Below are 14,129 nucleotides of genomic sequence, written 5' to 3'. Positions count from 1 at the left end.
GGAAAAAGCAGGGGATTAGAGACCGCGATCTCGCGGATTCGGGCCATAAGGTTAACACCATTCCCGTCTCGGGAGCGAAGGGGTTGTGTCAGCTGCTCGGGTCGTTCGTGAAGAAGTAGAGCTAAGCCGTTACGTTTGATGAGTTTAAGATGCTTCGACAATATGGCGGTTTGTGCCAGTTTCGGCCGGACGATTGCGGGGGAAGCAAGGTCGCCCCGTTGAGCCGGAGGCTGTTTTTACTTGCCATCGACGTTGCGAAAAATCGCGCAACTCACTGAACATTTTCGCTTTATAACGTTTAGAAACAATGTTCTTACTATGCTAGCTTCTCCATTGACAACAGCCGGCATTTCACCTTCTTTTAGCCGCCGGACGGCCACGCCTGGGGCTTTTCGGGAATTGTGAAGCTGGCCGCGCCTCGGGCGGTCGAGGGAATGCAGATCGCGATGCAGTCAGATTGCGCCGAATCGAAAGTTGGACAGAACGGGGCGACAGCCTCGCGCCGGACTTTTCCACTTCTTCGCATTGCGGGCGTCACTGCCATCGCACTCACTGCGGCCAATTGCTCGTCGAATGTTCGCAGCGGCATCGATCCCAAATACGGCGTCGCAGCCAGCCCGCGCGTGGTGCGTGAGGGCGAGCCCGTGCCCAAGGGTGGTGGACGTGAGCATGTGGGCAAGCCCTACACCGTCGCCGGCCGCACTTATGTGCCGCGCGCGAATCCCGACTACAAGAATGAAGGCCTGGCCTCCTGGTACGGCTCGAACTTCCATGGCCGCCGGACAGCCAACGGCGAAGTGTTCGATCGCGGCTCGGTCGCCGCCGCTCACACCACTATGCCGCTCCCGAGCTATGCGCGGGTGACGAATACCCAGAACGGTCACTCGATGATCGTTCGCGTGAACGACCGCGGACCGTTCCACGGCAATCGCATCATCGACGTATCGGAGCGTGCCGCCCTCGCCCTCGGCTTCAAGCATCAGGGCACGGCACGGGTGCGCGTGGAATATGTGGGCCGCGCCTCGACCAATGGCAGCGACGACCGCATTCTGCTCGCGAGCCTGCGCACGGACGGGTCTGCGGCGACGATCAACGGCTCGCGTCCGACGATGCTCGCCGAGGTGACGCCTCGCCCGGCTCCCATGCGTGAGCAGGCGGTTGCACGCGCCTCGCAGCCCCTCGAGCCGGTTCAGACCTATGCGGCGCCTCGCGTGATGATGGCGGCTGCCGAGCCGGTCGGCATTCCGGTCGCAAGCGCTGTTCCGCTGCCGCCCGAACGGCCGTTTGATCTTGGCACGATCCCGAGCGCGACCACCCCAGTCAAGGTGAGCTCGCTTTCACCAGCGCTGGTGCAAGCACGTCCGGCCGCGGCGGGACTCTATTATGCAGCCAACGAAACATCGGCCGCCGGCTTCCAGAAGAACAGCGGCTTTGCTCCGCTGGATCGTTCGCTTTTCGTGACCCGGTAGTTCGGGTGTCGTCGCGGGCTGCGCCCGCGCGGCGTCCACCCGCCAACTGGTGCGACGGAACACCCGGTGTGTCTGTCGCGAGCACTCCGTGCGCCACTTGGAAAGAAGCGTGGCGTTGATTTGCTGCCGCCATGCTACAGATTCCAACTCTCCCAAGGGAAGAGTCGGCATGTCTGAGAAATTGTACCAAAAAACACCACATCGCAGCATAGTGATTGCCAGCGTTGTCAGTGCGTTGGCGTTGTTTTTTGTCACCGGACACGAAGCCGGCGCACAGTCGTTTCAGACCATTGCGCCCACCGCGATTCTGGTGGATTCGGACACCCGCGCCGTCCTGTTCGAAAAGAACGCCGACGAGCTCGTAGCTCCCGCAAGCATGGCCAAAATCATGACCGCGGAGGTCGTCTTCAACGAGTTGAAGAACGGCCGGCTAAGAATGGACAGCGAGTTCACGATCTCCGTCAATGCATGGAAGAAGGGCGGGGCGGGTTCCGGCGGATCGGCGATGTTCGCCAACGTCAATACCGCCATTCGCCTGGAGGACCTGCTCCGCGGCCTGATCGTCCAGTCGGGCAATGATGCGGCCATCGCGCTCGCGGAGGGGATCTCCGGCACCGAGGAAAACTTCGCCCGCCTGATGAACGACCGCGCGCGTCAGATCGGCCTGACGAAGTCGACCTTCCGCAACTCCACCGGCTATAGCGATCCCGAGCAGAAAGTGACGGTTCGCGAACTTGCGGCGCTCTCGCGTTTCGTGATCGAGGCCTACCCCGATCTCTACAAGATGTTTGGCGAGCGCGAGTTTACCTGGAACAAGATCCGTCAGCAGAACCGCAATCCGCTGCTGGCGATGGATATCGGCGCCGACGGTTTGAAGACCGGCAATGTGGATGAATCCGGCTACGGCCTGTCAGGCTCGGCGGTTCAGAACGGGCAGCGCCTGATCGTGGTGGTCAACGGCCTGAAGACCGCCCGCGACCGGGCCGCCGAATCCCGGAAGCTGCTCGAATGGGGTTTCCGCTCCTACGAGCCGCATCTGCTCTTCGAGGCCGGACAGGTGGTCGGGGATGCGCAGGTGTTTGGCGGGGACCGGCGCTCCCTGGCGCTTGTCTCCGAGCGGCCGGTTCGTGTACTCGTGCGTCGCGGGGAGGGCGAGCGGCTCTCGGCCCGCATCGTCTATCAAGGTCCGCTCAAGGCTCCGATCAGGAAAGGCGCTCAGGTTGCCCGTATCGAGGTGACCCGGGGCGATATGAAGGCCCTCGAAATGCCGCTCTATGCCAGCGAGGATGTTGAGGTCGGAACCTTGCCGCAGCGGGCCTTCGACGGCCTGCTCGAGGTCAGCACCGGCTGGGTTCGGCGCGCCATCTCGGATGCGTTCAGCGGTATTTGATGGCGGGCCGATTCATCACATTCGAGGGCGGGGAGGGGGCCGGCAAGTCGACCCAGATCGCAAGGCTGCGAGCGAGGCTCGAGTCCCTGGGCAAGACGGTGGTCGCCACGCGCGAACCCGGCGGGTCTCCTTATGCCGAAGAGATCCGCGCGTTCATTCTGGGCGGAAAGGCAAAACCGCTCGGCGCCTTCGCCGAGGCACTTTTATTCACGGCCGCCCGGATCGACCATATCGACCACATGATCGCGCCCGCGTTGCGCGAAGGGGTCCACGTCCTGTGCGATCGCTTCGCCGATTCGACCCGCGCCTACCAGGGCGCCTCCGGCAATGTCGATGCCAGCCTCATCAACGCGCTTGAGCGTGCGGCGCTGAACGGGCTCAAACCGGACCTCACGCTTATTCTGGACCTGCCGCCCGAGACCGGATTGCTGCGTGCCGGGGCTCGTCGCGAGACCAAAGGCGAGGGTGTCGATCGCTTCGAGGAGGAAGACATCGCGTTTCACAGCAAACTGCGCGAGACGTTTTTGGCGATCGCCAGAGCCGAACCCGAAAGATGCCTGGTGATCGCCGCCGATCGCACGCCCGACGAGGTCGAGGCCGCCATCTGGGACGCGGTGCAGACACGGCTGCCGAAACTGGTCGGCGCTCAAGTGAGGGCGACCGATGGCTCGTGAGACCAGCGAGACGGAGCTTGACGGATTCGAAGGCGCGCCGCACCCGCGCGAGCAATTCGCATTTTTTGGCCATTCCGAAGGGGAAAACGCCTTTCTCGAAGGGCTTCGCCAGGGCAGGCTGCATCACGCATGGTTGATCGGCGGACCGCAGGGGATCGGCAAGGCGACGCTGGCCTACCGCGTCGCCCGCGCGGTGCTCGATCCTGTCAGAAGCCATGATCGCTCCATCAACACGCTCGATTGCGCGCCGGATTCCCGCGTTGCGCGTCAGGTTGCGGTTCTGTCCCATCCCAACCTCGCGGTCCTGCGCCGCGCGCCGGCCACGGACAAGAAGGCCGCCTCCACGACCATTCCGGTCGAGGCGGTTCGCAAGACGCTGAACATGTTCGGCTCCACCGCGGCTGATGGCGGCTATCGGGTCTGCATCGTGGACAGCGCCGAAGACCTGACGGCATCGAGCGCGAACGCGCTGCTCAAGGTCGTCGAGGAGCCGCCGCCGCGGTCGATTTTCCTCATCGTCAGCCACGCCCCGCAGCGGGTGCTCCCAACCATCCGCTCCCGGTGTCGCCGCCTGCTGCTGCGGCCCCTTGCAGAGGCCGATGTGACGGCCGCCATCACATCGCTGGGCGCTCCATGGACCGATGTTCCACAGGACCTGCTCGCCCAGGCGCGGCGATTGGGGGAGGGCTCGGTCCGGCGCACGCTCGAATTGCTCGACGCCGAGAAGGTGGCGCTGGTCGCCCAGATCCATGCGGTTCTCGACAATCTCCCCCGCGCCGATCCGAAGCAGATTCTCGCGCTCAGCGAGGCCCTTGCGAGGCGGGATGCCGACGCGAGCTACGAATTGGCGCTGGAGACGGTCGAACGGTGGGTCTCGATGCGGCTTCATCAGGCGGAGAACGTTGGTGCTGCGCGCCTTGCGCCGCTTGTGGAGGTATGTGAGAAGATCGGCCGGCAGGCACGCGAGATCGACATCTACAATCTCGACCGCCGCCCGCTCGTTCTCGGCATGTTCGATGATCTGGCGGATGCCGTGCGCCGAACGGCGTGAAGGCTTAAAAAGCGTCTCTTCAGGAACTCGACGAAGGTTGCCCATGGCCGCGAAAGAACAATTCTACATCACCACGGCCATTTCCTACCCGAACGGCGCCCCGCATATCGGGCATGCGTATGAAATCATCGCGTCCGATGCCGTAGCGCGCTTCAAGCGCATCGATGGCTACGATGTGTTCTTCATGACCGGCACGGACGAACACGGGCTCAAGATCCAGCAGACGGCCGATCGGAGCGGGACGACCCCGAAAGCGCTCGTCGACGAGATGGCGGCGAAGTTCCAGGCCATGGCCGACCGGATGGGCGCCTCCTACGACCGTTTCATCCGCACCACGGATAAGGACCACTTGGCCTCGACGCAGGAACTTTGGCGCCGGATGGAGGAGAGGGGGGATATCTACCTCTCCAAGTATTCCGGCTGGTACTCGGTGCGCGACGAGGCCTATTACGACGAAAGCGAGCTGACGAAACAGCCGGACGGAAGCTGGCACGCGCCGACCGGAACACCGGTCGAATGGATCGAGGAGGAGAGCTATTTCTTCCGTCTCTCCGCTTATCAGGACCGGCTGCTCGATCTCTACCGGGACAACCCGGGCTTCGTCAGCCCCGAGACACGCCGCAACGAGATCGTCAGCTTCGTCCGCCGCGGCTTGCAGGATTTGTCGATCAGCCGCACCACGTTCAACTGGGGCCTGCCGGTCCCCGGCGACCCGAAGCACGTGATGTATGTTTGGGTCGATGCGCTGACGAACTACATCACCGGCTGCGGCTTCCCGGATGAAAATTCCGACCGGTGGCATTACTGGCCGGCCGACGTCCACATCATCGGCAAAGACATCGTTCGCTTCCACACGGTTTATTGGCCGGCTTTCCTGATGTCGGCGGGCCTGCCTTTGCCGAAGGGGGTTTTCGGGCACGGGTTCCTGTTCAACCGCGGCGAGAAGATGTCGAAATCGGTCGGCAACGTGATCGATCCGTTCTCGCTCGCCGACACCTACGGCGTCGATCAGCTGCGCTATTTCTTCCTGCGCGAAGTCCCCTTCGGCCAGGACGGCAATTATTCGCACGAGGCGATCGTCAACCGCATCAACGCGGATCTTGCCAACGATCTCGGCAACCTGGCGCAGCGTTCACTGTCGATGATCGCGAAGAACTGCGACTCGGCGGTGCCCCTGCCGGGCGAATTTTCTCAGGCCGACAAGGACATGCTGTGGCTCGCCGACGGCTTGCCGGCGAAGGCGAGGGCGGCCATGGCGGATTACGCCCTGCACACCACCTTGGCGGAAATCTGGGCCGTGGTGGCGGAAGCGAACCGCTATTTCGCCTCGCAGGAGCCATGGAAGCTGCGGAAGGACGATCCGGCCAGGATGGCGAGCGTGCTCTACGTCACGGCCGAGGTCCTGCGCGCGGTCGGCATTCTGGCTCAGCCCTTCGTGCCGGAGGCCGCCGCCCGGCTGCTGGATCTGCTCGGCGTCGCGCCGGAGGACCGGGCGCTGGCGCATGTCGGTCCCACGCACAGGCTCGTGGCCGGCCGGGCCCTGCCGCAACCTGCACCCATCTTCCCGCGTTACATCGAGGCGGAGGCCTGACGCTTCCGCTTGGCTGGGCCGTTCCGGCCTCCAGCGGGAGAAGACATGTTTACGACTTTCATGTTTGCGACCGGGATCGAGAACAGCATCCCGACGATCAATAATGGCCGCACCCGCATCGACGAGATGGAGAAATGCGGCCACTACAAGCACTGGCGGACGGATTTCTCGCTGCTGGCCGATCTCGACATCCAGGTCCTGAGATACGGCCCGCCGCTGCACACGACCTTCATCGGTCCCGGGCGCTATGACTGGTCGTTCGCCGACATGACCTTCGGCGAGCTCAAGCGCCTCAACGTCATCCCCATCGTCGATCTTTGCCATTTCGGCGTGCCCGACTGGCTCGGCAATTTCCAGAACCCGGATTTTCCCGAACTCTTCGCATCCTATGCCGAAGCCTTTGCTCGGCGGTTCCCCTGGGTTCAGCTCTACACGCCGATCAACGAGATGTTTGTGTGCGCACTCTTCTCGGCGTCCTATGGCTGGTGGAACGAGCAACTCACCACCGATCATGCGTTCGTCACCGCGTTGAAGCATCTGGTCAAGGCGAATGTGCTGGCGATGGCACGCATCCTGGAGGTGCGGCATGACGCGATCTTCATCCAGAGCGAGTCGTCCGAATACTTCCACGCCGAGAATCCGGCAGCGATCAAGCCCGCGGAGGTCATGAACGCCAAGCGCTTTCTCTCGCTCGATCTCAACTATGGGCGCCGCGTCGATTCCGAGATGTACGAATTCATCATGGATAACGGGATGACGCGGGAGGAATATCACTTCTTCCTCAATCGTTCCTCCCTGCGCCACCACTGCATCATGGGGAACGATTACTACGTCACCAACGAGCACCGTGTTCATGCGAATGGTTCGACGGTGTCTGCCGGGGATGTCTTCGGCTATGATGAGATCACGCGGCAATATTACGACCGCTTCATGCTGCCGGTGATGCACACCGAGACCAACCTCATGGAAGGTCCGAGAGGCGACGAGGCGGTCAACTGGCTGTGGAAGCAATGGGCGAACGTGCTTCGGGTGCGCAATACCGGCGTGCCGATTCTCGGCTTCACCTGGTATTCGCTGACGGATCAGATCGACTGGGACACGGCGCTTCGGGAAGAAAACGATCGGATTTCCCCGGTCGGGCTCTATGACCTCGACCGGAACATCAGAGCCGTGGGAACGTCCTACAAGCAGTTGATTGCGGATTGGTGCGATGTGCTGCCCGCCCAGAGCGTCTGCCTGACGTTGCCGCTGATGCCGCCGCAGGAATACGAGGAGGAGCAGCCGTTACTCAGGCATCGGGATCTCGTCATCCAGCGGCTGTGCAATGCCACCAAGGACGACATTCAACAGGCCTCGCAATAGGCCTTAGCTCCCGACCTTGGGTTGTCTCGCCTAACGACGCAATGGTTCAACCGCGATATCGAAATGCAGCACGTCCTCGCGAGCCCCAAGCTTCTCATAGAGCGCGATGGCCGGGTCGTCGCCGTAATCGGCCTGAACATAGACGACCCAGGCGCCGCGCCGAGCGGCGATTTCGCGCAGATGCTCGATGAGGGTGGTGGCGACGCGCTGTCGGCGATGCTCCTCGCTGACGGCAAGGTCATAGATATACAACTCTCGGCGCGCCCGCTCGAACTTGTCGAGTTCGTAGGCGACGAGTCCGCCCACGACCTGGTCGCCCCTCAGCGCCACGATGGAAATGATGTGGTCTTTCGCGAGCAGGCCCTCCAGGTAGGCGTCGCTCGGCGGCTCCGCTGCGTATGTCTCGCGGTCGGCGAACGCCTCGCCGAACAATGCGTTCAGCTTGCGAAGAAACGCGACGTCGCCGGGCTGGAGTCGGCGGAATGTCGTAGATGAAGCGGACATGGCCTCAGTGTAGCGCAGTCGCGCCGTCGCGTAACGCTGCCAATGCGGAAATCTGCTTTGATTCGAGAGCAGCAACGGTAACAGCCAAGTCGGCCTTGACCTTCGTGGGAGGGCTTTTCGGAAAAGCCGGATTCCACTTTTCCGGGCCATGCTCTAAGAAGGCGGATATCACGCCGGATCGGAACCCGGAATCGGTGGAGGAGGGGGCTCACCCGCACATGTTGGTCGATAGTCACTGCCACCTCGATTTTCCGGATCTTCAAAGCAGGCTGCCCGCGGTCCTCGACGCGGCGTCCGCCGCCGGCATCGGCCGCATGGTGACGATCTCGACCTTCGTGTCGCGCCATGACACCTACCGGGAATTGGCGGAGGCCCACGAGGCGGTGTTCTTCACCATTGGAACGCATCCGCACAACGCGGCGAGCGAGCCCGATGTGCCGGCCGAACGGCTCGTCGAACTGGCCCGCCACCCGCGATGCATCGCCATCGGCGAGGCGGGGCTCGATTATCACTACGACAAGAGCCCGCGCGACGTGCAGCGGCAGGTTTTCCGGACCCATATTGCGGCGGCGCGAAGCGCCCAATTGCCGTTGATCATCCACGCGCGCAACGCCGATGAGGACATGATCGAAATTCTCTCCGACGAAATGGGAAGAGGGCGCTTCGATGCCGTCCTCCATTGCTTCTCGTCAGGCGCGAAACTGGCGGCTGTGGGCGTGGAACTGGGCCTTTACGTCTCCTTCTCCGGCATCCTGACATTCAAGAATTCCGAGGACATTCGCGAGATCGCCGCATCGGTCCCGCGCGACCGGCTGCTCGTGGAAACCGACGCGCCGTATCTCGCGCCGATGCCTTATCGCGGCAAGACGAACGAGCCGGCTTATGTCGCGCAAACGGCGCGCGTTCTGGCGGAGGTGGTGGGCGTCGGCGAGGCGGACATCGCCCGCATCACGACCGACAATTTCTACCGGCTTTTCAGGAAGGCCAAGGCGGCCGATGCAGACCGCGGAACGGCTTTCGCCTCATGACCTATACGGTGACGATTCTCGGCTGCGGTTCATCCGGCGGCGTCCCACGGGTCGCGGCCGGGTGGGGCGCGTGCGACCCGCATAATCCCAAGAACCGCCGCCGGCGCTGCTCCGTGCTGGTCCAGACGACCAATGGTGGCGGCACGACCACGGTTCTGGTGGACACGTCGCCGGATCTGCGCGAGCAGCTTTTGGAAGCGCACGTGAAACGGCTGGATGCGGTGCTTTTTACCCATTCGCACGCCGACCACGTCCATGGAATCGATGATCTCAGGCCACTCGTCATCGCCATGCGTCGCAAGATCCCCATCTACGCCGACCGCATGACGAGCGAGCTTCTGCAGGCGCGGTTCGGCTATTGCTTCGAGGCGCCGGCGGGCAGCGGCTATCCGCCGATCCTGGTGGCCCACCATCTCGACCGGGAAGCGCCCACGGCGATTTCCGGCCCCGGGGGCGCGATCACAGCCACGCCGTTCAGGATGATCCACGGCGATATGGATGCCTACGGCTTCCGCTTCGGCGATATCGCCTACGCTCCGGATGTGAACCACATGCCGGCGGACAGCATGGAGGTCCTGCGGGGCCTCGACGTGCTGATCATCGACGCCCTGCGCTACACACCGCATCCCACGCATTTCTCGGTACGCGAGACCCTGGACCTGATCGCCGAGGTGAAGCCGCGGCGGGCGGTCCTCACCAACCTCCATTCGGACCTCGATTACGAGGAATTACGCCGGCAATTACCGGACCATGTGGAGCCGGCCTTCGACGGGATGACGTTCGGGCACGAGTGATTGATCAGCCTGCCATCTTGCGACATTCCGCGGCGCAATCGCGACAGGCGCTCACGCAGGCATCCATGTCGCCAATGCGTTCACAATCGTTCGCGCATTGCTCGCAGATCTCGGCACATTCCCGGCAGACATGGGTGTGGTGCTCGGAGTTCATCAGCATGAAATGGGCGCTCGTCCGGCAAATCTCCGAGCAGGCGATCATGAGCCTGAAATGCGCCGGCTCCGTGTGTTGGCCGCCGCTCTCCAGGCAATGGTTCATCGCCGTGCCAAAGCAGGCCTGGTAGCATTTCAGGCAGGCCTCAATACAACGCTGCATCTGCGGACTTGGATTTTGCATCTGGGCTCTCCGTTGCATGAACCGACGAGACGCGTGAGACGGCCGGGCCGGCGACGGAGACCCGGCATTCAGCCGTTCCGTCAGTTGCTGAAAACTCGCGGCGAGCCGTTGGGTTCACCAACGGACCGGTTTTGCGATCCGTGGATGGAGGAACGTTCCATAATATATCTTATGCGAATAAACCTGTAAGGGCGGACCACTCCTATTGATGCGTCCCTTCTTGAGACCTTTCGAGCATTTCAATCCACTTGGTCCTGTGGCAAGCGCCAGCAGGTCTCCAACACCGGATGAGCCGGGCCTCAAGGGGCAACCGGCTCATCCGTGCGACACCCATTAGTGCTTGGTCGTCTCCTCACGGTTGATCGGAATGCGGCGCACCTGCTCGGCGGCGCGCGGCGATTTTGGCAGTGCGATGGCGAGGACGCCGTTTCGGAACGAGGCCTGGATCTTGTCCTCCTCGACCTCCCACGGCAGCGGGATGCGACGTTCGAAGCGGCCATAGGAACGTTCGCTGAAGGAACGCGCCTTGTCTTCCACCTCGGATCTTTTTTCACCGCGAATCGTCAGGATGCCGTCGTTCATCAGCACCTCGATGTCCTTCTCGTCCATGCCAGGCAGTTCGGCCGAGACGTGCACGTCATTGTCCGTCTCCGTCACTTCGACACTCGGCCAGCCGCCCATGCGGCTGAGGCCGCCTACCAGCGGTGCGGCCTCGAAGCCGCGGAGCACGTTGTCGAAGAGCCGGTTCATCTCACGATGCAAGGTCATGAACGGGTCGCTCTCCTCGCGATAGCGTCCCGGAACCTGCTCGTTGCGATTCCAAGGGATAAGATCACGCATGTTCATGGTTCTCTCCTTTTCTGTTTCTCGTATTCCTCCCATTCCCACTGGAGCTTGCGGCGGCGATCGACCGACCGCCGCCTTGTTTTTATGCGGCCTTGCTCGGCGCCTCGGGCTGATGCTCGATAATTTGAGGCTGAGCCTCGGGGGCCGTGCCGGTCGATATCGCAATGCGCCGCGGTTTCAGCGCTTCCGGAATTTCCCGCTTGAGATCGATCGTCAGCAGGCCGTTCTCGAGGCTCGCACCCGTGACCTTCACGTGGTCCGCGAGATTGAAGGTCTGTTTGAAAGCGCGGGTCGCAATGCCCCGGTGCAGGACTTGCGTGTCCTCGGGCTCGGCGTGCTTCTGGCCGTTCACCGACAGCGCGCTTTCCTGCTGGACAAGTTCAATCTCATCGGGCGAGAAACCCGCGACCGCCATCGTAATGCGATATGCGTCGTCGCCGAACTTCTCGATGTTGTAAGGCGGCCAGTTCGTCATGGATTCGACGCGGGTCGCCTGATCGAGCATATCGACGAGCCGTTCGAAACCGACGGTCGAGCGATAAAGCGGGGACAGATCAAAAGCTGCTCTCATAGCTACATCCTCCATTGAGCAACGTAACCATAATCGCGCCGGACACCCGCCGGCGCCGGACTTGCCCAAGCCCTAAAAGGCCTTGGCGACTCTGAGTTATGAACGCCGGTCGGGCCTGTCAAGATCCGGAGTTCATTGGGAAAATTGCGTTTTTTGTCGCCTCCGGCCCGCCGTCGCCTGCCCTGCGGTGGGCTTCGCGACCCGCATCCATCAAGCCGCTGGCATTGCGCCTCCCCGACGGGCTATGAAGCCCTACCGATAAGGAGCACAACGTGACGCCTTCATCCGACATCTCCCGGCTTCTCGAGATCATGGCAGCGCTTCGGGCGCCCGGTAGCGGCTGTCCGTGGGATCTGGAACAGACCTTCGCGTCGATCACGCCGTACACGATCGAGGAAGCCTACGAGGTCGCGGACGCCATCCAGCGGGGCGACCTCGCCGATCTGCGGGACGAACTGGGAGACCTGCTGCTTCAGGTCATCTTTCATGCCCAGATGGCCAGCGAACAAGGCGCGTTCGGCTTCGGCGACGTGGTGGAAGCCATCACCACGAAGCTCGTCCGGCGCCACCCTCACGTCTTCGATGCGGCGCGGAACCTGTCGCCGGCCGAGGTCAAGCACCTGTGGGACGAGATCAAGCTGGCAGAGAAGCGCGAGCGACGGGAAGCCCGCGTGAAAATGGGAATGCCGGCGGAACCGGACGAGGGCTTTCTCGGGGGCATTCCGGCAGCCCTGCCCGCCCTGACGCGGGCGCAAAAGCTCACCGCCAAGGCTGCCAAAGTCGGGTTCGATTGGCCGAACGCCGCGCAGGTCGTTGACAAGATCCACGAGGAACTGGACGAGGTCAGCGAGGCGGCGGCGTCCGGCGATCGCGACCGGATCGAGGATGAAATCGGCGACCTCCTGTTTGCCGCCGCCAATCTCGCCCGCCACTACGGCATCGACCCGGAGACCGCGTTGCGACGCACCAATGCGAAGTTCGAACGGCGATTCGGAGCCGTCGAGAAGGCTCTCGCGCTGCAGGGCAGGACCCTCACCGATGCGAGCCTCGAGGCAATGGAAGAGCTCTGGGTTGCGGCCAAGAACGCCGAACGCGCGTGACCCTTCGGTCTCTATAGAGTCTGGGCGCCGGGAAACCGGTTGAGAAAGCGTGGTTCCTTGCCGGTCATCACGCGCACGCGCAGGATCGAATGCCCGTCCTCGGTCGTCTCCCGGTCGAGAATTTCTGTGTTCTCGTGCAGCCATGCGAGCCCCTGCCCATCCTCGGGCAGCACGTCGACCTGGTAACTCACGCGACCCTTGGACAGGTGCTCCTCGATGGTCGAGAGGAGTTCGGGAATGCCCTCCCCGGTCAGCGCCGAGATGAGAACCGGACGGCGTTCCTCATCGGTGCGGCTTGATTTTGCCGCCAGCTTGGTGCGGTCCTCAGGCGATATGAGGTCGGCCTTGTTCCAGACCTCGACGATGCGCTTCGTATCATCCGGATCGATGCCGAGCTCCCGTAGGACCACTGCCACGTCGCCGGCCTGCGCGTCGGATTCCCCGTGCGAGACGTCGCGGACATGCAGCAGCACGTCGGCTTCTACGACGTCCTCCAGCGTTGCGCGGAACGCCGCTACCAGCATGGTCGGGAGATCGGAGATGAACCCCACGGTATCCGACAAGATCGCTTTCTCGCCGTGCGGAAGATCGATCGCGCGCGAGGTGGGATCCAGCGTCGCGAACAGCATGTTCTCGGCCAGAACCTCGGCCTCCGTCATGCGGTTGAACAGTGTCGACTTGCCGGCATTGGTGTAACCGACGAGGGCGATGATCGGGTAAGGCACCCTCCTCCGGCTTTTGCGATGCAGCGAACGGGTTTTCACCACCGTCTCGAGCTCACGCTCGATGCGCGTCATGCGTTCCTGAATCATCCGCCGGTCGGCTTCGATCTGGGTCTCGCCCGGACCGCCGAGGAAGCCGAAGCCGCCTCTCTGGCGCTCCAGGTGCGTCCACGAACGGACAAGGCGGCCCTTCTGGTAGGACAGGTGTGCGAGTTCGACCTGCAGCGTGCCTTCCTTGGTGCGCGCACGCCGGCCGAAAATCTCGAGAATCAGCCCTGTGCGGTCGATGACCTTGGCGCCCCATTCCTTTTCCAGATTGCGCTGCTGGACCGGGCTGAGGGCGCAATCCATCACCACCAGACCGATCTCCTCGGCGCGAACCAGCCCGGCGATCTCTTCGACCTTGCCGCTGCCGATATAGGTCGCCGGCCGCGGTGCGCTCAATGGCGCGATCAGTGTGTGGACGATGTGGAGATCGATGGCTGCGGCAAGGCCTGCCGCCTCGTCGAGACGCGCTTCCGCCGGCCGGGGATTGGCGCCCTCGCCCTCCGGCTGGCGGGGTCCGCCGAGCCGCCATTTGCGAATAAGATAGGGGCCGACAACGAGCGTGTTGGTACCGGCCGCGACCTCTTTCTCAGGCTCGGCCAGTTGCAAGAGGCGCTCTTCTCCTGGCGTGCGCGGTTCCGTCAC

Annotated in this window: 14 protein-coding genes; 9 read left to right on the top strand and 5 right to left on the bottom strand. The window is 62.9% G+C overall.

Translation table 11 applies throughout. The features are described 5' to 3' along the window. The first annotated feature begins 446 nt into the window (after positions 1 to 446). The 6 genes from FEZ63_RS15300 (at position 447) to FEZ63_RS15275 (ending at position 7,537) form a co-directional block, all read left to right on the top strand. Positions 447 to 1,469 (top strand): septal ring lytic transglycosylase RlpA family protein, encoded by a 1,023-nt coding sequence (locus tag FEZ63_RS15300; RefSeq protein WP_150945988.1) that lies wholly within the window; start codon positions 447 to 449, stop codon positions 1,467 to 1,469. A gap of 169 nt (positions 1,470 to 1,638) precedes the next feature. Then, entirely contained in the window at positions 1,639 to 2,859 is a 1,221-nt protein-coding gene (locus tag FEZ63_RS15295) for a D-alanyl-D-alanine carboxypeptidase family protein (protein ID WP_150945986.1), read from the top strand. Next, on the top strand, positions 2,859 to 3,533 hold the full coding sequence (tmk, locus tag FEZ63_RS15290; protein WP_150945984.1) for a dTMP kinase: 675 nt from the start codon (positions 2,859 to 2,861) through the stop codon (positions 3,531 to 3,533). Before FEZ63_RS15295 ends, tmk begins: the two co-directional genes overlap by 1 nt. Beyond that, complete coding sequence (locus FEZ63_RS15285; RefSeq protein WP_150945982.1) at positions 3,523 to 4,584, top strand: DNA polymerase III subunit delta'; 1,062 nt, start codon at positions 3,523 to 3,525, stop codon at positions 4,582 to 4,584. Before tmk ends, FEZ63_RS15285 begins: the two co-directional genes overlap by 11 nt. 43 nt (positions 4,585 to 4,627) lie before the next feature. Then, the gene (gene metG, locus FEZ63_RS15280; protein ID WP_150945981.1) at positions 4,628 to 6,175 is read left to right on the top strand and encodes a methionine--tRNA ligase; all 1,548 of its coding nucleotides are present in this window, start codon (positions 4,628 to 4,630) and stop codon (positions 6,173 to 6,175) included. 45 nt (positions 6,176 to 6,220) lie between these two features. Next, positions 6,221 to 7,537: a family 1 glycosylhydrolase gene (locus FEZ63_RS15275; protein WP_150945979.1), complete on the top strand. Its 1,317-nt coding sequence runs from the start codon at positions 6,221 to 6,223 to the stop codon at positions 7,535 to 7,537. Between the two features lie 30 nt (positions 7,538 to 7,567). Here the strand turns inward: FEZ63_RS15275 and FEZ63_RS15270 are convergent, their stop codons facing one another. Then, on the bottom strand, positions 7,568 to 8,041 hold the full coding sequence (locus FEZ63_RS15270) for an AAC(3)-I family aminoglycoside N-acetyltransferase (protein WP_150945976.1): 474 nt from the start codon (positions 8,039 to 8,041) through the stop codon (positions 7,568 to 7,570). Positions 8,042 to 8,259: 218 nt separating this feature from the next. On the opposite strand from FEZ63_RS15270, the gene FEZ63_RS15265 reads away from it, so the two are divergent. Both FEZ63_RS15265 and FEZ63_RS15260 read left to right on the top strand, forming a co-directional pair. Next, positions 8,260 to 9,069 (top strand): TatD family hydrolase, encoded by an 810-nt coding sequence (locus tag FEZ63_RS15265; protein ID WP_150945974.1) that lies wholly within the window; start codon positions 8,260 to 8,262, stop codon positions 9,067 to 9,069. Next, on the top strand, positions 9,066 to 9,863 hold the full coding sequence (locus FEZ63_RS15260) for an MBL fold metallo-hydrolase (RefSeq protein WP_150945972.1): 798 nt from the start codon (positions 9,066 to 9,068) through the stop codon (positions 9,861 to 9,863). Before FEZ63_RS15265 ends, FEZ63_RS15260 begins: the two co-directional genes overlap by 4 nt. 4 nt (positions 9,864 to 9,867) lie before the next feature. On the opposite strand, the gene FEZ63_RS15255 is transcribed toward FEZ63_RS15260, so the two are convergent. The 3 genes from FEZ63_RS15255 to FEZ63_RS15245 all read right to left on the bottom strand — a co-directional run bounded on the left by FEZ63_RS15255 (position 9,868) and on the right by FEZ63_RS15245 (position 11,617). Further along, on the bottom strand, positions 9,868 to 10,200 hold the full coding sequence (locus FEZ63_RS15255; protein WP_150945970.1) for a four-helix bundle copper-binding protein: 333 nt from the start codon (positions 10,198 to 10,200) through the stop codon (positions 9,868 to 9,870). A 333-nt stretch (positions 10,201 to 10,533) separates the two neighbouring features. After that, entirely contained in the window at positions 10,534 to 11,046 is a 513-nt protein-coding gene (locus tag FEZ63_RS15250; RefSeq protein WP_150945968.1) for an Hsp20/alpha crystallin family protein, read from the bottom strand. A gap of 82 nt (positions 11,047 to 11,128) precedes the next feature. Continuing rightward, complete coding sequence (locus FEZ63_RS15245) at positions 11,129 to 11,617, bottom strand: Hsp20 family protein (RefSeq protein ID WP_150945966.1); 489 nt, start codon at positions 11,615 to 11,617, stop codon at positions 11,129 to 11,131. A 272-nt stretch (positions 11,618 to 11,889) separates the two neighbouring features. On the opposite strand from FEZ63_RS15245, the gene mazG reads away from it, so the two are divergent. Further along, positions 11,890 to 12,717, top strand: coding sequence for a nucleoside triphosphate pyrophosphohydrolase (gene mazG / locus FEZ63_RS15240; protein WP_150945964.1), 828 nt, complete (start codon positions 11,890 to 11,892; stop codon positions 12,715 to 12,717). 11 nt (positions 12,718 to 12,728) lie between these two features. Here mazG and hflX read toward each other — a convergent pair whose 3' ends face one another. Then, positions 12,729 to 14,129 (bottom strand): GTPase HflX, encoded by a 1,401-nt coding sequence (gene hflX / locus FEZ63_RS15235; protein WP_150945962.1) that lies wholly within the window; start codon positions 14,127 to 14,129, stop codon positions 12,729 to 12,731.

It is taken from the genome of Microvirga brassicacearum (assembly GCF_008757455.1).
GTDB lineage: Bacteria > Pseudomonadota > Alphaproteobacteria > Rhizobiales > Beijerinckiaceae > Microvirga > Microvirga brassicacearum.
Note: the sequence above shows the minus strand (reverse complement) of the source record. Positions and strands in the feature narration are given on the sequence as shown.